Genomic DNA, 24,243 nt, shown 5'->3' with positions numbered 1-24,243 from the left:
ATCTGCGTGGCGGTCAAAGCGTTGACTTGCACCGTCGTCAAATTACCGATCTGGTCGGAGGTGAGCGCACCGATTTGCTCGGTGCTCAGCCCACGCAGGGCGCCGGTGTTGAGGGCGCGCAGGTCATCGGAGACCAAGGCGGCGATCTGATCGGTCAGCAGGCCTGTCACTTGAGCGCTGCCCAGCGAGGCGGCTTGCGCCGTGGTCAGTGCCACGATTTGGTCTGTGGTCAAGGCAGCGGCTTGGGCGGCGGTGAGTCCCCTCATGCCGCCGGTGCCGATGGCGGCGAAGTCATCGGTCGACAAGGACTTGACCTGCTCGGTCGTCAGCGCGGCAATCTGGCCCGAGCTGATGGCCTTGAACTGTGTGGCCGTCAGCGCATTGAGGTCGTCCGTGCTCAGATTCTGGATCTGCGTGGCGGTCAAGGCATTGACCTGGCTGGTCGTCAAGTTACCGATCTGGTCCGAAGTTAGCGCACCAATTTGCTCGGTGCTCAGCCCGCGCAGAGCGCCGGTATTGAGAGAGCGCAGGTCATCGGACACCAAGGCGGCGATCTGATCGGTCAGCAAACCCGACACTTGGGCGCTGCCCAGCGAGGCGCTTTGCGCCGTGGTCAACGCCACGATCTGGTCGGTCGTCAAGGCAGCGGCTTGGGCGGCGGTGAGGCCCCTCATGCCGCCGGTACCGATGGCGGCGAAGTCATCGGTCGACAAGGATTTGACCTGCTCGGTCGTCAGCGAAGCTATCTGGCCTGAGCTGATGGACTTGAACTGCGTGGCCGTCAGCGCATTGAGGTCGTCGGTGCTCAGATTCTGGATCTGAGTGGCGGTCAAAGCGTTGACCTGGCTGGTCGTCAAGTTGCCGATCTGGTCGGATGTGAGGGCACCGATTTGCTCGGTGCTCAGCCCACGCAGGGCGCCGGTGTTGAGGGCGCGCAGGTCATCGGAGACCAAGGCGGCGATCTGATCGGTCAGCAGACCTGTCACTTGGGCGCTGCCCAGCGAGGCGGCTTGCGCCGTGGTCAGCGCCACGATCTGGTCGGTCGTCAGGGCAGCGGCTTGGGCGCCGGTCAAGCCCCTCAATCCCCCTGTGCCAATGGCTGCAAAGTCATCGGTCGTCAGCGACTTGACCTGCTCGGTCGTCAGCGCGGCAATCTGGCCCGAACTGATGGCCTTGAACTGCGTGGCTGTCAGCGCATTGAGGTCGTCCGTGCTCAGATTCTGGATCTGGGTCGCGGTCAATGAGTTAACTTGCACCGTCGTCAAGTTGCCGATTTGGTCGGAGGTGAGCGCACCGATTTGCTCGGTGCTCAGCCCACGCAGGGCGCCGGTATTGAGGGCGCGCAGGTCATCGGAAACCAAGGCGGCGATCTGATCGGTCAGCAGACCCGTCACTTGAGCGCTGCCCAACGAGGCGGATTGCGCCGTGGTCAGCGCCACGATCTGGTCTGTCGTCAGGGCGGCGGCTTGGGCGCCGGTCAGGCCCTTCAGGCCGCCAGTGCCGATGGCGGCGAAGTCATCGGTCGTCAGCGACTTGACCTGATCGGTGGTCAGCGCCGTGATCTGCCCCGAACTGATGGCCTTGAACTGCGTGGCCGTCAGCGCATTGAGGTCGTCCGTGCTCAGATTTTGAACCTGCGTGGCGGTCAAGGCGTTGACTTGCACTGTCGTCAAGTTGCCCAGCTGATCGGATGTCATGGCACCGAGTTGATCGGTACTCAGCCCGCGCAATGCGCCGGTGTTGAGCGAGCGCAGGTCATCGGAGACCAAGGCTGCGATCTGGTCAGTCAGCAGACCCGCCACTTGGGCGCTGCCCAGCGAGGCGGATTGCGCCGTGGTCAGCGCCACGATCTGGTCAGTCGTCAGAGCAGCAGCTTGTGCGCCGGTCAAACCCCTCAGTCCACCGGTGCCAATGGCCGCAAAGTCATCGGTCGTCAGCGACTTGACCTGATCGGTGGTCAGCGCCGCGATCTGGTCAGTCGTCAGACCAGCAGCTTGTGCGCCGGTCCAACCCCTCAGTCCACCGGTGCCAATGGCCGCAAAGTCATCGGTCGTCAGCGACTTGACCTGATCCGTCGTCAGCGCGGTAATCTGGCCCGAACTGATGGCCTTGAACTGTGTGGCCGTCAGCGCATTGAGGTCATCGGTGCTCAGGTTCTGGATCTGCGTGGCCGTCAAGGCATTGACCTGGCCCGTCGCCAAGTTACCGATCTGGTCGGAGGTGAGGGCACCGATTTGCTCGGTGCTCAGCCCGCGCAGGGCGCCGGTGTTGAGCGCGCGCAGGTCATCGGAGGCCAAGGCGGCGATCTGATCGGTCAACAAGCTCGTCACTTGGGCACTGACCAGCGAAGCGCTTTGCGCTGTGGTCATTGCCACGATCTGATCGGTCGTGAGGGCGGCGGCTTGGGCAGCATTCATGCCTCTCAGGCCCCCGGTTCCAATGGCCGCAAAGTCATCGGTCGTCAGCGCCTTGAGTTGCTCGGTCGTGAGCGCCGCCATTTGGACCGAATTGACGGCCTTGAACTGCGCGGCCGTCAGCGCGTTGAGGTCATCGGTGCTCAGATTCTGGATCTGCGCGCTGCCCAGGGCATTGATTTGCACCGTACTCAGCGAGCCCAACTGATCGGTCGTCAAATTGCCCAGCTGTGCATTGCTCAGAGTACGGATGGCAGAAGTGCCGAGTGCTCGCAGGTCGTCGGTCTGTATGAACGCAATTTGATCGCTGCTCAGCGAATTGATGGGCAAAGTGCCCAGCGAAGCGAACTGCCGGGTCGTCAACGCGATGATCTGATCGCTGGTGAATGCACCCCAGTCCTCCGACGTAAATCGGCTCAGTGTTTTCGTTGACAGTCCAGCAATTTGAGCTGTCGAGTAGCTTGCGATCAGAGTGGTCATGTTGAGCTCACTTGGTTTATTTCGTTTGCAACAACCTCGAAGAAGTGCTGCTTGCAGAATTCGGGTTTCTTGAACGTCATCCGTTCTAGCTTGCGCAAAACCAGCTCCGCATCCATAGCAAAGCTGGGTCGAAGTTGGTGGTCAGTGTTTCAAGCTAAGAGTGAATGCGGGGCGGCTTGAACCGACTCATATCTTTCTCATCGTCACTCTGATTTCGACGAGATCTGCGCAAACTTGAGGCAGTCACACGACGCGCAGCTCTTATGGCAAGCCAAGCGAGCAGATTTCTTGAGACTGGGCGCACGCACGAAACTCCCGGGCCAGGCCTTGGTCTTTGCGGTGGGCGAATTGATGTTTCGGGCATGTCGCCACCTCAAATCAAGGGAAGTAGGGGTGTTTCGCCTTCATCTGGAAGACGTTTCAAATGGGGCAAAAACATTGACAGAGAACTAACCATCGCTTGTGTATCCGGTGAGGCCATCAGCTTCTGGGCAGTCGCTTCAAGGCTTGTGTCCCGAACTTCTGCAAGTTGCTCGCCAGGACCATTGAGCACTTCGCCAAGCTTAGGGATTTGCGGCTGCCGCGAAGGCTCGATAAAACTGTCTTTTGCGAACCAAACATCGGCCATGGCGTGGGTCTGGCCGTCATTGGTTTTGTAGTCAGACACCAAGCCCAACAAATTGCCGTGGTCGGCCGAATGCCCGACTTGCGCCCGCAGATTCAACTCGGCAATGCCAAGATCCGGCAATGTCTTCAACTCACCCGCGTCGGTCTTGCCGTCGCCGTTGGCGTCGATCCAAACCCGCAAATCCTTGAAAGCCGGATCGGCACCGGACAGGCGCCCATCCAGGTTGAGGTCAAGCTCCTGCATGGCCAAGTAGCCATGTGCGGCCCGGCGTCCATCGGCCAGCAAGGTCCCCGAGCCAAATAGCTCACGGCCGCTGTTGATCAAGCCGTCGCCATTGCGGTCCATCACCAATAAACCGTCCTGTGGGCCAACCCATCCCCACTTTTGACAGTGGCCGGTGCCGAAAAGATCGAAATGAACCCCATTCGCTGCGGCTTGGGTGCTGACGCCATTGCCGTCCAGGTCCAAGACGATCGGAGAGGCCGCCTGCAGTCCGTCCAATTGCTCACTGCTGAAGACGGCGATGGCGGCGTCCGAGAAGGCCAAGACCTGTGCCATCGACATGGCCGCAAGGTCACTCGACTCAAAACCCGGGATTTGGTCGGTCGTAAAACTTTGGATCTGCTCGGTGGTCAACCCGGCTATTTGCGAAGTCTGCAGGGCTTCGATGTCTTCGGTCTGGAAATGAGTGATCTGGTCCGTACTCAGGCTGCCAAGCTGGGCCGAGCTCAAGGCCGCGATATGTTGCGTTCCCAAGGCCAAAATTTCTGTGCCATCCAGCGTGGCCAATTGTTCGGTCGTCATTGACCGGATGTGGCCGGTGGTGAGGGCGTTGATCTGATCGGTACTGAAGGCTGCGAATTGTTCGGTGGACAGACCCACCAGGGCTTGATTGCCCATGGCATGAATATCTTCCGTCTGTATTGCGGGGATGTCGGCCACCTCAATGCCGAGCATTTGTGCCGAGTTCAGCACCGCGAACTGATTGCTGCTCAAGGCCGAAATCTGCTCGGAGCTGAAGGCAGCCAGGTCCTCGGAGCCCAAGCCCCGCAGCGCGCCGGTCGTCAACGCGGCCATGTCTTCGGTCGCAAAGACCGAAAACTGCGCCGAGCTCATGACGGAGATTTGGTTCGCGCTCAATCCGGCGACTTGTGCACTTCCCAAGGCTTGAACGTCTTCGGTGGCCCAGTTCTGCACCTGCGCGCTGGTCAGCGAGCCCACCTGAGTTCGCGTCAAGGCAGCCACTTGCTCGCTCTGAAAGGCATTGAGTTGCGTGCTGCTGAAACCCTTCAAGGCAAAGATGCTCAGCGCAGCGACGTTGTCGGTGCTCAGGCTGGCCACCATCTCGGTCGAGAAGCCTTGCAACTGCATCGAGGTAAACCCGCGGATCTGTTCGGTGTCGAAGGCATTCAGCTCGTCGGTCCCGATGGTGGCCACTTGGCTTGAGGTCATGGCCCCGAACTGGGTGTTGGTCAACAACTTCAACTGATCGGAAGTCAGGGCCGTGAACTGCTGCGTCGTCAACCCTTGGATCGCAGCGGTCGACAGGGCGCGCAGATCATCACTTTGCAAAATCGATAGCTGTTCGGTGCCGATGCCGGTGATTTGGGCTGAGGTCATGGCCGCAGACTGGGCGCTGGTCATCGCAATGATCTGCTCACTGCTGAGAGCCGCAATCTGCGTCGAGCCGATGCCTCGCCAGGCGGCGGTACTGATGGCCGCGAAGTCCTCGGTTGTCAGGGTTTTGAACTGGGCGCTGCTCAGGGCTTGAATCTGCACCGAATTCAGGAAGCCGAACTGCAGGGTCGTGAGCGCATTCAGGTCCTCACTCCCAAGCCCCAGTACTTGTGTGCTGGTCAGCGCACCGATCTGGTTGCTAGCGAGCGCCTGCAACTGATCGGAGCCGAGAGCCGCCAACTGCGTGTTGCTCAGGGCACGCAAGGCGCTGCTGTTCAAGGCGCGCAGGTCGTCGGTTTCCAACTGCTGAAGCTGGTCGGTTTGCAAGCCTTGAACCTGACTGCTGCTCAGCGCTGCGGCTTGAGTCGTGGACAAAGCCTTGATTTGATCGCTGCCCAACTGCCCCATCTGCTGCGAGCCCAAGCCGCGCAAACCGCCGGTGCCGATGGCCGCGAAGTCCTCGGTGGCCAGCAGTTTGAGCTGATCACTGCTCAAGGCCGCAATCTGGCTGCTGGCCATGGCTTGGTACTGCTCGGTCGTCAAGGCCCGCAAGTCTTCGGAGGTCAAACCGAGCATCTGGGTGCTGGTCAGAGCGTTCACCTGGGCCGTGTTCAGCGCGGCGATCTGAGTCGAGTCCAAGGCCGCAATCTGAGCGGTACTGAGCGCGCGCAAGCTCAGACTGACCAAAGCGCGCAAATCTTCGGTGGCCATGACGCTGACTTGCTCGGTCGTAAACCCAAGCACCTGGGCGCTGCCGAAAGAGCCGAACTGTGCGCTGCTCAGAGCTACGATTTGCTCGCTGCTCAAAGAGCCCAGTTGCGTCGAGCTCAGGCCACGCAGACCCGCGCTGCCGATGGCCCCGAGGTCTTCGCTGCTCATGATTCTGAGCTGATCGGTGCTCAGCGCGGCAATTTGGGTCGAGCCGATCGCGGCGAACTGTGCCGTGCTCAGCGCATTCAAGTCCTCGCTGCTCAAAGCCCGGATCTGCGTGCTGGTCAAGAAGTTGACCTGCGCCGTACTCAGCGCCGCCCATTGCTCCGAGCTCAAGGCGGCCAACTGATCGCTGCCCAAATTCCTCAAAGCTGCACCGCTGAGTACGCGCAAATCGTCGGTCGCAAAGGCGGCGATCTGCTCGGTGCTGAAGCCCTTCATTTGACCGCTGCCCAGGGCGGCGACCTGAGCGGTGGTCAGGGCTCGAATTTCGTCTGTGCTGAGAGTTCCGAGTTGGTTTTGTGGCGCGGTCACCAGTGCCGCCACCTGAGCGGTGCTCAAGGCACTGATCTGCTCACTGTTCAGAGCTTGGAACTGTTCTGTCGTCAAGGCCCTGAGCGTGGCAGTGTTGAGCGCGCGCAGATCATCGGTCTGAAGCTTGAGGACCTGATCGGTACTCAAGCCTAAGATTTGAGCACTCGTCAATGAGGCCGCTTGGGCAGTGCTCAAGGCAATGATCTGATCGGAGCTCAGCGCCGCGAATTGGCTCGAACTCATGCCGCGCAGCCCTGCGGTGCCGATGGCGGCAAAGTCTTCCGTGCCCAGCGTTTTGAGTTGATCGGTGCGCAGCGCGACCACTTGCGCCGAGCCGATCGCTCCAAGCTGCGAAGAGGAGAGGGCGTTCAAGTCTTCGCTACCCAAACCTTGTATTTGAGCGACGGTCAAGGCGTTGACTTGAGTGCTGGTGAGCTGTGCGATTTGGCTCACGCTCAAAGCAGCCAATTGATCGGTGCTGAGCGCACGCAGGGCCGCACTGCCTATTGCGCGCAAATCCTCGCTTTCCAGCTTGCTCATCTGTTCGGTGCTGAAACCCATCACTTGCACGCTGGTCAACGAGGCGGCCTGGGCCGTGCTCAAGGCCATGATCTGATCGGTAGACAGCACCGCCAATTGCGCCGAACTGATGCCCCGCATGCCCGCCGTGCCAACGGCGGCGAAGTCCTCGGTGCTGAGCGTCTTGAGTTGATCACTTGTCAGTGCGGCAATCTGCGTCGACCCGATGGCGCGGAACTGCGCCGAAGTCATTGCGTTCAAGTCCTCACTGACGATGCCCTGAATCTGCGTGCTGCTGAGCGCATTGACTTGCGCGGTGGTCAGCGCCGCCCATTGTTCAGACCCCAAAGCCGCGAGCTGATCGCTGCGCAAGCTGCGCAGCGCGGCTGGGCCGATCGCTTGCAAGTCATCGCTGGCCAAACGGCCCATCTGCTCGGTGCCAAATCCCGGCACTTGAGCCGAAGTCAGTGAAGCCACCTGCGCGGTCGTCAGCGCAATGATCTGCTCACTGCTCAGGGCAGCGAGTTGGGTCGCGCTGAGGCCGCGCATGCCGGCGGTGCCGATCGCTGCAAAGTCTTCGGTGCTCAAGGCTCTCAATTGATCGGTCAGCAATGCTGCGACCTGCGTTGAATTGATGGCCTTGAATTGACTGGTGCTCAATGCCCCCAAGTCCTCGCTGCTCAGGCTCTGCATTTGCGTACTGGTCAGCGCATTGACTTGCACCGTGCTCAGGGAGGCAAATTGATCAGCGCCCAATGCGGCCAATTGATCGGTGCCCAAGGCGCGCAAGGCGGCGGTGTTCAGCGCCTTCAGATCATCGGTGGCAAAGGCGACGATTTGCTCGGTGCTCAAACCCCTGACCTGAGCGCTCCCCAATGCAGCGACTTGTGCCGTGGTCAAGGCGCGGATCTCATCGGTACTGAGTACGGCCAACTGATTGACGGGCGAACTCGTCAGCGCTGCGATCTGGCTGCTGGTCAACACAGCGATCTGATTGGCGTCAATCGCCTGAACTTGTTCACTGCTCAAGGACCGGATCACCGCGCTACCGAGCGCGCGCAAGTCGTCGGTCTGCAAATGGGTGATTTGCTCGGTACTCAAGCCGAGCACCTGTGCGCTGTTCAAGGTCGCGCTCTGTGCCGTGGTCAGCGCAATGATTTGCTCACTGCTCAGCGCCGCGACTTGGCTCGAGCTCAATCCTCTGAGTCCGGCGGTCCCGATGGCGGCGAAGTCGTCGCTACCCAGTGTTTTGATTTGATCGGTGGAGAGGGCGCCTGCTTGCGCCGAACTGAGGCTGCGGAACTGAGCCGTCGTCAGCGCGTTGAGGTCTTCGCTGCCCCAGTGCTGAATTTGGGCGCTGGTCAAGGCATTGACCTGGGTCGTGGTCAATATGCCGATCTGATCGGCGGTGAGGGCGCCAAGTTGATCCGAACTCAATGCGCGCAATGCTGCCGAGTTGATAGCCCGCAGGTCATCGGTGGCCAGCGCTGCGACTTGGTCTGTGCTCAGCCCCGGCACTTGACCGCTCGTCAGCGAGGCCGATTGCGCGGTGGTCAGCGCGACAATCTGCCCGCTGGAAAAAGCCCCAATTTGTGATGAGCCCAGGCCACGCAGGCCTGCTGTACCAATGGCAGCCAGGTCCTCGGTGCCCAGCGTCTTCAGTTGGTCGGTCGTCAGGGCGGCGACTTGGACTGAGGCGAAGTCGCGGAACTGGGTCGAGGTCAGCGCATTCAGGTCCTCGCTGCTCAGCGATTGAATTTGGCGGCTGCTCAAGTTGTTGACCTGCGCGGTCGTCAGCGCGGCGAACTGGTCCGACCTCAGCGCGGCCAATTGCTCGGTATTCAAGGCCTGCAACGTGCCGGTGTTCAAGGCCCTTAGATCGTCAGTGGCCAACTGACTGACCTGCTCACTGCTCAGGCCGCTAACTTGAAGACTGCTCAATGAGGCGGCCTGGGACGTGGTCAAGGCGACCAGTTGCTCGCTGCTCAAGACAGCCAGCTGTGCCGGGCCAAAGCCGCGCAGACCAGCCGTGCTGATGGCCGCAAAGTCCTCGGTCGTCAAGGCCTTCAGTTGATCACTCGAGAGCGCCGCGAGTTGTGCGGCGTTGAGCGCTCTGAATTGAGTCGAGGTCAAGGCGCCCAGATCCTCGCTCGCCAAACTCTGCACCTGGGCGCTGGTCAAGGCACCAACTTGCGCGGTGCTGAGTGCTGCAAACTGAACCGAGCCGAGGGCGGCCAACTGTTCGCTCGCCAGCGCGCGCAAGGCGTTGGTATTCAATGCACGCAAGTCGTCGGTTTGAAAGTGGCTCACTTGCGCGCTACTCAGCGAAGCAATCGCAAACGTGCTCAAGGACGCGAATTGCTGGGTGGTCAGCGAGATGATCTGGGCGCTGCTGAAGGCCGCCCAATCCTCGGTGGTGAACCGAGTGAGTGTGCGGGTATTCAGGCCTGAAATCTGTGTTGTCGACAGACTGGTGATCAGCGTGGTCATAGGTAGCCCGCCGAATGCAATGCACAAGCGCGATACCCAGCGCGAGGGACCTGAGAAGGCGCGCTCGTCGGGGCTATTGCTGAGTTGCTGGCTGGGCTGAACATCACGCTTGTGTTTCGAGGTGGTCCGATGGGTGAGCTACGGCCGCTGGGATCACGTGGGATCCCTGGCTTTCGTTCAAACTCGTCCGTAAAAACCAAAAATAGTTCTAAAGCTTTTGCTGGAGTTGCCGATGCTAGACATTTGCGGCCAAAGCAATGGAGGTAAAAGCGGGGGCATTTATCGGCTGTTCGCGGCGTATGGCGCTGGCCGGGTGGGCTGGATGGCTTGTGTCGGCCCGGTGGCAGAGTCCTTGGTCGGCGCCAACTCAATGAGTTAGCCGCCCGTCGGCGATCACGCCCTTTACACCAGACATCGGCGCCACTGTGGACAGGGCGCCCACCCGCGCGCCTACACGACGCCCGCGTTCGCTGGGCTGAGTGACCGCGAGGTCGCCGAGATTTTCAGCTTCGTGCGCGCAAGCTGGGGTGGCGGAGTTGGCCCGGTGGCCGAGAAGGACGTTGCTGCTGCGCGGGCCAGCCTCGATCCGGAGATTGACAAGTCCCCCTTCGAGAAGCCCCGCCTGGCCGAGTTGCTGGCGGCACCAAATGCCGGGCAGGTGGTGCGTGGCATGCGGCTGAATGCCAAGACTGTCACCTTGCCACCCTATACCTTCGGGCATCAAGCAGCAATTGAGCAAGCTATCGGGAGGAGCGAAAAACTTGACCGGGGCATCGGCTCGGCCAAGTGCAGCTGTTGCTGACCCCGTGGCGACTCCGCCAATGCACACATTCACCCGGTTTCCGCTGCATCCGGCCCCAGGAGTGATGGCTTAAACCACGCTTGATTGCTTGATCGATCAAGGGCTGCTGCAAAGAGAATCGAATGGTGATCGTCCGTCAGGGCGAGACCTGCCTGTCTTTGGACTTTCGGCCTGTTTTGGGTCGGCAAAATGAGTTCGGTGCGCAGACGAAGACCAGCAACCTGAGGTTAATGATAGTGTCCAGTTCTGTTGCAACAATGGTTCATGCCCTGCCAGCCGGGACGACGCTCGTTTTGGCTTTGCCCAAGTCGGCGATTGCCAAAGTCAGCGTATCCGGCACGGACCTGGTCTTGACGACGACCGATGGCACGGTCCATGTGCTGCAAGACTTCGCCATGCGCATGATGACCATGCCGGGTTTGAAGCTGAGCTTCTCCGATCAGTCAATTCTGGCCAGCGATTTGTTCAACGCCATTGGTCGTGTGGCAGTGGCTGATACGGCGGTTCGGGTAGCGCAGTCCTCTGGCGGTGAACAGAGCCCGTCGAGCGAGCCGTCCGCAGCACCGAAACCGCCGGATGCAGAAGACCCCAAGCCTTCGGCCGAAGCGGTCAGCGAGGCTCCGGCCGAAAACGCGCTGAAGGTGCCGGCCATTGAGGGCATTTCGGTACCGGCGGTGATTCCGGCCGCGCAAAAGCTCGCTGACTTCCAAAGCGATGCGATGCCGCCGCCGCCAAGCGTGGTGCTGATGAACCCGCCTGCATCTCCCAAGGCGGCGCCTGGCAACAACAATCCCCCGCCGCCGCCGCCACCGCCGCCGGACACCATCAATATCCAGGCCGCTTGGCACAATATTGCGGGCCAAACCAGTAGCACGCAGGGCAGTGTGACCAGCATCACCGGTGCGGGGGGAAGTGCCCGATCGGCAACCGACTTCAGCCCTCAGGTGCAGGCGGAACGAGAGTTGATCAGCGGCACCAGTGGCAATGACGTCATTGTGGGAGACAGCACCCAATTGCTGGGCAGCGGTTTTGCACGGCAACTGGACTTGCAACTGTCAGCCCGCCTGGACCTGACGGTGGAAGCGGTTCGCGTGACAGGCTTGCCCGCCAACTTTGTGGTGGTGGGCGGCGTACAGAGCGGCGCCGATTGGACCTTGACCTTGCCCGAAGGCTTTGCCGCCGGCGGGAACCGTTTGTCGGTGGTGATGCAGTATCCGGTAGCGGCCGACGATCTGGGTTTTTCGCCCAGCAATTTCACGATTGGGATCAGTGCCAACGGGCAGATGAACAGCCGCGACATTGCTGGCAGCCTGAGTGTTCCCGGCATCTTGCAAGACGTGCAAGGCGCTGCCGATATGAGCTACAGCGCCAATGGCAGCAAGGGCGTTGTGTTTGCCGCATTCGGCTTGGGCGATGAGATTCATGCCGGGGCCGGCAACGACAAGGTCAGCGCCGGCGTTGGCCATGATCTGGTCTTCGGGGATGAGGGTGATGATGAACTCGACGGCGGAGCCGGCAATGACATCCTCGAGGGTGGCTCGGGTGCTGACAAGCTCAGCGGTGGCAGCGGACGCGACACGGCCAGCTACGCCGGTTCTACGGACGGCGTTCACGTCGATCTTGCTGCGGGCACGGCAGTCGGCGCGGACGCGACCGGCGATACCTTCAACAGCATCGAGAATTTGACCGGTTCGGATTACGCCGATGTTTTGGGCGGCAGCAGCGCGGACAACGTGATCGATGCCGGTGCGGGCGACGACGTGCTTGCGGGGCGCGGCGGTTCGGACACCTTGCTTGGGGGCGAAGGCTTTGACATCGCCGACTATGCCGAGTCGGCAGCGGCGGTCAGTATCAATCTGTCGCAAGGCCAGGGCAGCGGTGGCGACGCGAGCGGCGACCTGCTCAAGGGCATCGAGGGCGTGGTGGGCTCCGCTTTTGCCGACCGACTGGTCGGTGATGCGCAGGACAACCTGCTGGACGGCGGCGCCGGTGATGATGTGCTGGACGGCGGTGTGGGCGCCGATCGCCTGTGGGGCGGCAGCGGCACCGACACCGCGACCTACGCCGGCTCTTCGGCTGCGGTATCGGTCAGCCTGGGTACCGGCCAGGGCAGCGGCGGGGATGCCGAAGGCGACCGCTTCCAGGACGTCGAGAACTTGACCGGCAGCCGCTATGCCGATGAATTGACCGGTAACGACGGCAACAATATTCTGAGCGGGGGTGGCGGCGACGATTGGCTGGAAGGCAATGAAGGTGCCGACCAGCTGATTGGCGGCGATGGCAATGACACGGCCAGTTATCTCGAGGCCAGCAGGGGCGTGCTGGTCAGCCTCGAGGCGCCGGCACAGAACACCGGCGATGCCGCGGGTGACACCTTCACCGGCATCGAAAACCTTGAAGGCTCGGAGTTCGATGACACGCTGATCGGCGACGGCGGGGTCAATACCTTGATCGGCGGGCCGGGCAATGACAGGCTCTATGGCCGCGCCGGCAACGATGTGCTGCTGGGCGGCGCCGGGCAAGATCTGCTGGACGGCGGCGATGGCGTCGATACCGTTTCCTATGCAATTTCGAACGAAGGCGTGCAGGTCGATCTCGGCCTGGGAATCGGACAAGGCGGGGATGCCGATGGCGACTCCTTCACCGGCGTCGAGAACGTCACGGGATCACGCTATTCCGATGTCTTGATCGGTGATGCGGCCGTCAACACCTTGCTCGGTGGGCGCGGTGCGGACGTGTTGAACGGCGGCGGGGGCGCTGACGTTTTGAATGGCGGTGATGGCTCGGATACGGCGGACTACAGCGGGTCGGTGCTCGGTGTGCAGGCTGATCTCAATACGAGTTCCGCCACCGGCGGTGATGCCACCGGCGATGTGCTGATCTCGATCGAGAACCTGGCCGGCGGCTTGAGCGACGACACTTTGCTGGGCGACAGCAGTGCCAACCGCTTGAGCGGCAATGAGGGCAATGACCTGCTGTCCGGCGGCGCTGGCAATGATCAATTGGACGGTGGCAAAGGCAATGACACCTTGACCGGCGGTACCGGCGCGGACCGCTTGACCGGCGGCCTCGGTATTGACACGGCCGTCTATGCCAGTTCGGCAACGGGGGTGAGCGTCAACTTGATCACCGGTTTCGGCAGCGGCGGCGAAGCCCAAGGCGATGTGCTGGGCGGTATCGAGAATCTGATCGGCAGTGATGCCAATGACAGCTTCGTGGGCGGCGCTGGCGTCAATCTACTCAGCGGCGGCAAGGGTGACGACCTGCTGGAAGGTGGCGCCGATGCCGATGTGCTGGACGGCGGCCAGGGGCAAGACACGGCCAGCTACGCCGGCGCCGCCGGCGCTGTCATTGCCAGTCTGGCTTCAGCGGCCTCAGCGGCATCAGCGGCCTCCAACAGCGGCGACGCCGCAGGCGATGTGTATATCAGCATCGAAAACCTGCGGGGCTCCGCCTATGACGACCAGTTGGCGGGCGACGGCGCGGATAACGTCATTGACGGTGCTGCCGGCAATGATCGCTTGATCGGTGATCAGGGTGCCGACTCGCTGATGGGCGGCGCGGGCTCGGACACTGCCGACTATCAGCTCTCTGCACAAGCAGTCACGGTCGATCTGCAGGCCGGCACCGGTGTGGGCGGTGATGCCGAGCAGGACACGCTGACGGATATTGAAAACCTCATCGGCAGCGCCGGTGCCGATTCCTTGTTCGGTAGCGCCGGAGCCAACAGCCTGTTTGGAAATGGCGGCAATGACTGGCTTGAAGGCCGGGGCGGGGCTGACGTTCTGGATGGCGGGGAAGGCATTGACACCGCCAGTTACGCCTCGGCGCGTGCCGGGGTGGCGGCCAGTCTGCAGTCGCCCGGCGGCAATACCGGCGATGCCGAGGGCGACAGCTATGTCTCGATCGAGAACATGGTCGGCTCTGCCTTTTCCGATGTGCTGGAGGGCGATGCCGGGGTCAATCGACTGGACGGCGGCGAGGGTGACGACAGTCTGCTGGGCGGCGCCGGGGCCGATGTCTTGGTGGGCGGTTTGGGGCAGGATTCGGCCTCCTATGCCACGGCCGGCGCGGCGGTGTACGTCAGCCTGGCCAGGTCGCAGCTCAATACCGGCGATGCGGCCGGCGACGTGTTCGACAGCATCGAGGGCCTGACGGGTAGCGCCTTTGACGATAGCCTGGTGGGTGACGCCTCGGCCAATCGGCTCGACGGCGGCGCGGGCGATGATCTCTTGATCGGTGGCGCTGGTGCTGACCAATTGATCGGCGGTAGTGGCGTCGATACGGTCAGTTATGCCGCTGCGCTGGCAGGGGTGAGCGTCAATCTGCTCTCCGGCACCGGCTCGGGCAGTGATGCGCAAGGCGACACGCTCAGCGGCGTGGAGAATTTGATCGGCTCGGCACTGGACGATGTCCTGACCGGCAATACCGCCAACAACCGTCTCGAAGGCGGCGAAGGCAACGATGTACTGGACGGCGGCATTGGTGCCGACACGCTCTTGGGTGGCGCTGGCAACGATGTCTATGGGGTCGATAACGGGGGTGACCTCATCACCGAACTGGCCGGTGGCGGCACCGACACTGTCAGGGCGAGCCTGAGCTACACCCTTGCGGCCGAGCTGGAGAACCTGGAACTTAGCGGCAACGCCGACATCAACGCGACCGGCAACAGCCTGAACAATCAATTGACCGGCAATACCGGTGCCAACCAGCTGGACGGCGGCCTGGGCGCCGACACGATGGCGGGTGGCGAAGGCGATGACAGCTATGTGGTGGACAACGCCGGCGACCGGGTCGATGAGGCCTTCAATGCCGGGCAAGACGGCGTCATCAGTTCCATCAGCTACACGCTGAGCGATAACGTCGAAGAACTGCGGCTCAGCGGCAGCGCCGATCTCAATGCCACCGGCAACGCGCTGGCCAATGTGATCGTCGGCAACGACGGCAACAACCGTCTCGACGGCGGGGCTGGCATCGATGTGATGAGCGGCGGCCTGGGTGACGACATCTATATTGTCGACAACAGCGCCGATCAAGTGCGCGAAAACACTGGCGAAGGCAGCGATCTGGTGCGCGCCAGCGTCAGCTACACCTTGAGCGCCAATATCGAAGCGCTGACTCTGACCGGCACGGCCAGCATCAGTGGCACCGGCAATGCGCTGGCCAACTTGATCACCGGCAATAGCGGCAACAACACGCTGGACGGCGGCGCTGGCGCCGACACCCTGGTGGGTGGCACCGGCAATGACATTTATGGCGTCGACAACAGCGGCGACATCATCACCGAGCTGAGTGGCGAAGGCGTTGACACCGTGCGTTCCAGCATCAGCTGGGTGCTGGGCAGCAATCTGGAAAACCTGAGCTTAAGCGGCAGCGCCGACATCAACGCCACCGGCAATGAGTTGGACAACGAACTCAGCGGCAATACCGGCGCCAACGTTTTGAATGGCGGACTGGGTGCCGATTCGATGGCAGGCGGCGCCGGTGATGACAGCTATGTGGTGGACAACGCTGGCGACTTGGTCATTGAAGATTCTGATGCGGGCACCGATCTGGTCAACGCCAGCGTCAGCTATGCCTTGGTGGACAACCTTGAGAACCTGACCCTGACGGGCAGCTCGAATATCGACGCCACGGGCAATGCGCTCGCCAACATCATCACCGGCAATGCCGGCAATAACCGCATCGATGGCGGCGCCGGCTCCGACCGCATGAGTGGCGGCTTGGGCGACGACATCTACACCGTCGACGCTGTCGGTGATCAGGTGTTCGAGAGCGCAGCCGAGGGCAGCGACACCGTGCGCTCCTTGGTCAGCTACACGCTGGCCAGCAATATCGAGAACCTGACGCTGATCGGCAGTGCCAGCAGCAACATCAATGCCAGCGGCAATGAGTTGGACAATGTGCTGATCGGCAATGCGGGCAATAACCGGCTGGATGGCGGCATGGGCGCCGACAGCATGAGTGGTGGCGTCGGCAATGACAGTTATGTCGTCGACGATGTTGGCGACAGCACGACCGAGAACGCCGGCGAGGGCAATGACACGGTGCGCTCATCGGTCGGGTGGACCCTGGCCGACAATACCGAGAATCTGATCCTCACCGGCAGCGCTGATATCAGCGCGACCGGCAATGCGCAAGACAACGCCTTGACCGGCAACGACGCCAACAATCAGCTCGATGGCGGGCTGGGCGCCGACGCCATGGCCGGCGGCATGGGCAATGACAGCTATAGCGTCGACAACAGCGGCGACACCGTCAATGAAGCCTCCGGCGCCGGCACCGATGTGGTCACCGCCAGCGTCAGCTATACGCTCAGCGACAACGTCGAGAACCTGATCCTGAGCGGCAGCGCCGACATCGATGGCACGGGCAACGCGCAAGACAATAGCTTGATCGGCAACGCTGGTGCCAATGTGCTCGATGGTGGTGCCGGCAACGACACCATGGCCGGCGGCGCTGGCAATGACACCTATTGGCTGGACAGCAGCGGTGACGTGGTGGTCGAAGCCAGCAGTGCCGGCACCGACACCGTGATTGCTTCCTTCGCCTATGTGTTGGGCGCCAATGTCGAAAATCTGATTCTGACCGGCACCGACGCCATCGACGGCAGCGGCAACGCGCTGAACAATGCCATCACCGGCAACGACGGGGACAATATCTTGGATGGCGGTGTCGGGATCGACATCCTCACCGGTGGCCTGGGCGACGACGTCTACCGCGTCGACAATGTGGCCGATCAGGTGATCGAGAACGCCGACGAAGGCATCGACTCGGTCATCAGCAGCGTCAGCTACACCTTGTCGGCCAATCTGGAAGCGCTCACCCTGACTGGCAGCGCCAATCTGAATGCCACCGGTAATGCCGGCAGCAATACGCTGACCGGCAACAGCGGCAACAACACCCTGGACGGTGGCGCGGGGGCCGACTCGATGGCCGGGGGCCAAGGCGATGATGTCTATATCGTCGACAACGGCGGTGACACGGTCTCTGAGGCCGTCGGTTCGGGCACCGATACGGTCCGGTCCAGCGTGGGCTGGGTGCTCAGCGCTTCGATTGAGAACCTGCTGCTGACCGGAAGCGCCAGCATCAGCGCCACGGGCCATAGCGGCGCCAACCTCATCACCGGCAATAGTGGCAGCAATTACATCACCGGCGGCGGTGGTGCCGACACCATCAGTGCCGGCGCCGGCAATGATGTCATCGGCGTCAGCGACATCAGCTTTGTCAGCATCGACGGCGGCAGCGGCTTGGACTCGCTCAAGCTCAATGGCGCCGGCCTCAGCAATATTTCTCAAATCAGCGGCAAAGTGCTGAACATCGAGCAGCTCGACTTCAGTGGCGGCACGGCAGACGCCTTCACCCTGCGCTCCAGCGATTTGCAGACCAGCGGCTTTGTCGGCAGCGAAGCCGGCGGCAAGATGGAGGTCCTGCTGGATGGTGCTGGCAGCGCGGGCGGAAGCGACACACTCTTGCTCAATGCCAGCGACTACAACAATGTGGGCAACTATTCGCTCGCTCCCGATGTGCTGCTCAGCAACGGCAATATCGGCAAACTGCTGACGGCGGTGGCGCCGGGCGGTATCAGCCTGGCCATCGACGTCAATGCCTTGGTGCTGCCCAGCGCGGCCGACCTGATGACTATTTGGGGCCGCGTCAGCGACCTGAGTAACAACCCGGCCAGCATTCAAGGTCTCAGCACCTGGCTGGATGCGGCCGACCTCGACGGCGACGGCGTCGCCGAAGGCCTGGGCGAGGCCGGCATCGTCAATGGCGCCGGCAATCTGAATGTCTGGACCGATAAGTCGGGCAAGGGCAATAACTTCGTGCAGGGAGGCAGCGTCAATGCCAATCCGACCTTGTCGCTGACAGGCTTGAACGGCGCCGCGACGGTCAGCTTCGACGGCAATGACTTCCTGACCTCGGGCACGACCTTTGGTCAGAACTACACCGTGATTGTGGTTGGCCAGATGGCGGGCACGCAGAACGGCCGCCTGGTGGCATCGAGCACCGACAACACCTTGATCGGCTGGTACAGCGGCAAGCAAGACCAGCTCTATGTGCAGAACTGGATCTCCAATCCGAACACGCCGGTGCAGGGCGGCGAGGCCAAGCTTTACTCGGTGACCAGTGTGGCCGGCAGCGGCACTTTGTTCAACGATGGCAGCGCGCTGACGCCGACCGGCAGCACGTCGGCTGGTTGGCTGGGCAAGGTGCAGCTGGGCGCCTACGGCGGCGGAACCGCCGAGGCCAGCAAGGGCAGCGTCAGCGAAGTGCTGGTGTTCGACCATGGTCTCAGCGACGGCGAGCGCCGCGTGGTGGAAGCCTATCTGCGCGCCAAATACGCGATCAATGGTGCCCCCAATTCGACCCCGACCGGCATCCTTGGCACCATCGGTCTCGACGCCAGTTGGACCGGCGCCAAGCTGGTGTTCGGCACAGCGGGCATCGACACCTTGAACGTCAACTACGGCATCGCACCGGTGCGCGGCTCGGGCCGGGTTGACTCGGTGGTCTTCGCTGGTGCGGGCAATGACACCCTCACCGGCCTGGACCGCGTGGACGCGCTGTTCGGCGGCGATGGCAATGACGTTATCAATGGCGGCCTGGGCGCCGACTGGATGGCCGGTGGCGCTGGCAATGACAGTTATGTGGTTGACAACACGGCCGACACCATCGTCGAAGAAGTTGGCGCGGGCACCGATCTGGTCACTTCCAGCGTGACCTACGCGCTGTCGCCCAATGTCGAGAACCTGACCCTGTCCGGCACGGCCAGCATCAACGGCACCGGCAATGCGCTGGCCAATACCATCACCGGCAACTCCGGCAATAACCGCATCGATGGCGGCGCAGGTGCCGACACCATGATCGGCGGTGCTGGCAATGATGTGTACTTTGTCGACAACGCCGGGGACATCATCAGCGACAGTGCCGGCACCGACACCGTCTACGCCGGCTTCAGCTACACGCTCGATATCAGCAGCGGCGTCGAGGAGCTGCGCTTGCTGACCACGGGTGCGGCCACCGGCACCGGCAACAGCGCCGACAACGTCTTCTACAGCAGCATCTACGGCGGCGCCGCTACCTTCATCGGTGGCGCCGGCAACGACACCTATTACCTGATCCCCGACAACAGCGGCAACTTCGTGCTGAATATGACGGTGCAGGAGAACGCCGCCGAAGGCACCGACACGGTGGTGCTGCAGCGCACCAGCTACAACGCCACCACGCTGACTTACACCTTGCCGGCCAATGTCGAGAATCTGAATCTCTACTCGAGCTACAACATCGCCGGCATCGGCGGCAGTGGCGACAATGTGATGACGGGCAGCGCCTATGCCGGCTCCAGTACCGGCAACCCGACGACGCTGACCGGCCTGGCGGGCAATGACACCTACATCGTCTACACCCCGCTGACCAGCTTGGTGGAAGCGGCGGGCGAGGGCAGCGACAGCGTCACAGCCTATATCGACTACAGGTTGCCATCCAATATCGAGAACATCAGCGCCGGCAATTCGGTCGGTTACCGGCTGTGGGGCAATGATCTCAACAACACGCTGACCGGCGGCACCGGCAATGACCGCCTGGACGGCGGCGCCGGCAACGACAGCATGGTTGGCGCCGAAGGCAATGACACCTTTGTGGTGGACAGTGCCAGTGACAGCGTGGCCGACACTTTTGGCTTCGACACCGTCGAGACCACGCTGGCCAGCTACACCCTGGGTGCCACGATAGAGCGCTTGAGCTTCAGCAATGCGATTGCCCACACCGGCAATGGCAACGCGCTGGACAACACCGTGATCGGCAATAGCGGCAATGACACGCTCAGCGGCATCGACGGCAATGACACGCTGTATGGCGGTGGCGGCGCCGATGTGCTGAACGGCGGCAATGGCAATGACAGCCTCTATTCGCTGGCGCCCACCACGCTCTTGACCGGCTTGCAGCAAAGCGGGCTGCGTGCCGAGTACTGGAACAACAGCAGCTGGAGCGGCGCGCCGGTGCTGGTGCGGCAAGATGCCGAGATCAACTTCAACTGGGGCGCAGGTAGCCCCGGCACCGGCGTCAATATCGACAGCTTCTCGGCGCGCTGGACCGGCAACTTGTCCATCGACGTGGCGGGTAGCTACGTCTTCTCGCTCAATGGTGACGACAACGTCAGCTTGTATGTGGACGGGCAGCTGGTCGACCAGGTCAATACCAGCAGCAATGTTCGCAGCCTGGGCCTGAACCTGACGGCGGGGCTGCACAGCATCTCGGTGATGATGAACGAGGGCGGTGGCAATGCCTATGCCCAGCTCGCTTGGCAAAAGCCGGGTGATGCGGGCTTCACATCCATTCCCGCATCCCAATTCACCTATGGCGAGCCAGCCTTGACCGATTCGGCCGGCGACACGCTCAACGGCGGCGCCGGCAATGACACCTTGTTCGGCGGGCCAAACGCCGACACCCTGGTGGGCGGCAGCGGCAATGATAGTTACGTCGTGGATGCGACGAATGACACCATCACCGAACTGGCCGGCGAGGGTACGGACACCGTGCAGGCCAGTGTCAGCTACTCGATCGTTTCGCTCGCCAATGTCGAGAACATCAAGCTCAGCGGCAGCAATGCGATCGACGCGACCGGCAATAGCGGCGCCAATGTGCTGACCGGCAATGCCTCGTCGAACATCTTGGATGGCGGCAATGGTGACGACAGCCTCAACGGCGGCGGCGGCGTCGACTCGCTGCTGGGTGGCGCCGGCAATGACAGCTTGGTCGCCGATGGCGGCAGCACCCTGGACGGCGGCGACGGCAACGACGTGCTGACGCTGGGCACCTTGAGCGCCTGGACGCCGGCGGCCTTGAGCGGCAAGGCGCTGTGGCTGGACGCTGCCGATCTGGATGGTGACGGCATCCAGGAAGGCGCCTTGGAATCGGGGCTGGTGAATGGCCTGGTCAATGTCTGGAAGGACAAGAGCGGCAACGCCCGCGACGCGGTCCAGAATACCTGGAACCAGGAGCCTACGTATGTGCTGAACGGCATGAACAATCTGCCGGTGATCCGCACCGATGGCTATGACGATGGCTTGAAGATCAGCAATCTGCCCACGCTAACCGGCAATGTCAACAGCATGTTCTGGGTGCAGAGCACGGCCGACACGCAGTACATGCCCTTTATCGCCGGCACCGGCAATGCCTGGATGCTGATTGGCGACAACGGCAGCGCCAGTGCCGACCCCGTCAACGCGGCCAACACCCATTTGGCCAACTCCTTCTACCGGGACGATGTGCTGGCCAACTGGACCACCCGCGGCACCGTGTTCAGCGGGCTCAATGGCGCCCCGCATGTGGTGGCCTCGGTGAACCAGCCCTTCAATTTCAACAGCACGCTGGTGATGGGCAATGGCTATGGTGGCACCTGGAACTTCAACGGCGACTACAGCGAGGTCCTGATCACGACCAATGCCCTGAGCACGGCGGACCGGCAGTTGATCGACGGCTATCTGGCCTGGAAATGGGGCACGCAGGCGGCGTTGCCGGCGGGCAGTCCCTATCTGAACGCCGCACCGACTCTGACCTTGGCAGCGGTGGCCGGCGGCACGCTGCTGGGCGGCAATGGCAATGACCAACTGACCGGCGGCAATGGCGGCGACTTGCTCGATGGCGGCAGTGGCAACGACGCAATGGCCGGGGGGCTCGGTGACGATACCTATGTCGTCGATTCCGCCAGCGACAGCGTGACCGAGGCGGCCAGTGCCGGCACAGACACGGTGCAAACGGCCCTGGCCTACACCTTGGGTGCCAACCTTGAAAACCTCTTGTTGACCGGCTCGAACGCGGTCAATGGCAGCGGCAACAGTCTCAACAACAACCTCACCGGCAATGATGCCGACAATGTCCTGAGTGCTGGCGCGGGCGATGACATCTTGGACGGCGCCGGCGGCAATGACACCTTGGTGGGCGGCACCGGCGACGACACCTACATCATCGATGCCGGCGACGGCATCATTGAGCTGCCCGGCGAAGGTACGGATACGGTCAAGGTCGGTTTCAGCTATGCCTTGGCAAATGATCTGGAGAATCTGGTCTTGACCGGCAATGCGGCCATCAATGGCAGCGGCAACGCGGCCGCCAACTCCATCACCGGCAATAGCGCCGACAACGTGCTCGATGGCGGCCTGGGCGCCGATGCCATGGCCGGTGGCGCAGGCAACGATACGTATGTGCTCGACAACATCGGTGATGTCGTCACCGAATTGCCCGGCGGCGGCGTCGACACCGTACAAGCCAGTGTCGACTTCACCCTGGGTGCCGAGATTGAGAACCTGATCCTGACTGGCAGTGCCTCCCTGAATGGCGGCGGCAATAGTCTGAACAACACCTTGACCGGCAATAGCGGCAACAACAGCCTGGACGGTGGCACCGGGGCCGACATCATGATGGGCGGCTTGGGCAACGATGTCTATGTGGTGGACAACGCCGGTGATGTCGTCACCGAGTTGGCCGGCGGCGGCACCGACACCGTGCGCGCCTCGATCAGCTACACCCTGGGCGCTACCTTGGAGAATCTGGTGCTGACCGGCTCGGCCAGCCTCAGTGGCACGGGCAATAGCGCTGCCAACAGCATCACCGGCAACAGCGGCAACAACCTGATCGACGGCGGCGCCGGCGCCGACAGCATGGCGGGTGGCCTGGGTAATGACAGTTATGTGGTCGACAACCTGGGCGACCTGATCATCGAAGCCGCCGGTGCTGGCACCGATACGGTGCAAGCCAGCGTCAACTTCACGCTGGCCGCAGAGGTCGAGAACCTGGTGCTGACCGGTTCGGCCTTCAGTGGCATCGGCAATGCCTTGGCCAATACCCTCACCGGCAATGCCGGTGCCAATCTGCTGGACGGCGGCGCAGGCGCAGACACCATGGTTGGTGGTGCCGGCAACGACACTTATGTGCTGGACAACGCCGGCGACGTGATCACGGAATTCAGCGGTGGCGGCAGCGACAGCGTGCAGTCCAGCGTCAGCTACACCTTGGGCGCCGAGCTCGAGAATCTGCAACTGACGGGCAGCGCCACCATCGACGGCAGCGGCAACACACTCGACAACAACCTCAGCGGCAACTCTGCCGACAATATGCTGGACGGCGGCGCTGGCGCCGATGCGATGAGCGGTGGTGCCGGCAACGACACTTACATCATCGACAACGCCGGCGATACCAGCCTAGAGCTGGCCGGCGGCGGCATCGACACGGTCCAGTCCAGCCGCTCCTGGACGCTGGCGGCTGAAGTGGAGCATCTGACGCTGACCGGCAGTGGCAATCTGAGCGGCAGTGGCAATGAGCTGGACAACACGCTGACGGCCAACGCCGGCATCGACTCGCTCTCCGGCGCCGGCGGCAATGACAGCCTGGTGTTCAACGGCATTGCCAATATCGGCAATGCCGACGGTGGTGCAGGACAGGACAGCCTGCGCATCGCCAGCACCGGCTTTTCGATTGACCTGAGCAGCTTGAACACCAAAGTTCAGAATATGGAGTCATTGCTGCTTGACGATGGCCTCGGCGGCATGACGCTGAGCTTGAACGCACTGAACGTTGTCAACATGACCGACGCGCGCCATGAACTCTCGATTCGCCTCGACAACGGGGACGTGCTGAATATCGGCGGCAACTACGAGTTAGTGAGCTCCACCAGCAACCTGGACGGCTCGGTGCATGAGGACTACAGGCTCTATAGCGGGGTCATCAACGGCAGCCCTGACAGCCTGATTCACGTGGACTACCTGCCGCACGCCTGAGGACAGAGGCTGAATTGGCAGATTGAGACCGGGGCTTGGCCTGGCGTTGGCTTGTCTATAGCTTGTCCATGGCAAGGTATTGGCAGCGGTATGCGCAGCATTTCAGCGCTTGGATTCCGCTGGCACTGGCCACAATGCGCTGTATGAGGCTTCTGTACGGAGCGGGCCTCCGTATTGCCTTTTCTTGCGTTCGCGTCTCAGTCGATGCGG

The 24,243-nt window shown here is 62.1% G+C and carries 4 protein-coding genes; 2 read left to right on the top strand and 2 right to left on the bottom strand.

Annotated features, from left to right (window positions below):
- Positions 1-2,894, bottom strand: a 2,894-nt coding sequence (locus LNV09_RS16330; RefSeq protein ID WP_263558123.1) for a beta strand repeat-containing protein, incomplete at its 3' end; no start/stop codon positions are given.
- 373 nt (positions 2,895-3,267) lie between these two features.
- Complete coding sequence (locus tag LNV09_RS16325) at positions 3,268-9,453, bottom strand: SPM autocatalytic domain-containing protein (RefSeq protein WP_263558122.1); 6,186 nt, start codon at positions 9,451-9,453, stop codon at positions 3,268-3,270.
- Between the two features lie 511 nt (positions 9,454-9,964).
- Between LNV09_RS16325 and LNV09_RS16320 the strand changes: the two genes are divergently transcribed.
- Both LNV09_RS16320 and LNV09_RS16315 read left to right on the top strand, forming a co-directional pair.
- Positions 9,965-10,255, top strand: coding sequence for a hypothetical protein (locus LNV09_RS16320; RefSeq protein WP_263558121.1), 291 nt, complete (start codon positions 9,965-9,967; stop codon positions 10,253-10,255).
- 257 nt (positions 10,256-10,512) lie between these two features.
- Positions 10,513-24,033 carry a PA14 domain-containing protein gene (locus LNV09_RS16315; RefSeq protein WP_263558120.1) on the top strand — a complete coding sequence of 4,507 codons (13,521 nt, stop codon included), beginning with the start codon at positions 10,513-10,515 and terminating at the stop codon, positions 24,031-24,033.
- Positions 24,034-24,243: the final 210 nt, after the last annotated feature.

It is taken from the genome of Paucibacter sp. B2R-40, from assembly GCF_025717555.1.
Lineage (GTDB): Bacteria > Pseudomonadota > Gammaproteobacteria > Burkholderiales > Burkholderiaceae_C > Paucibacter_A.
This window is presented reverse-complemented; position numbering and strand designations above follow the sequence as displayed.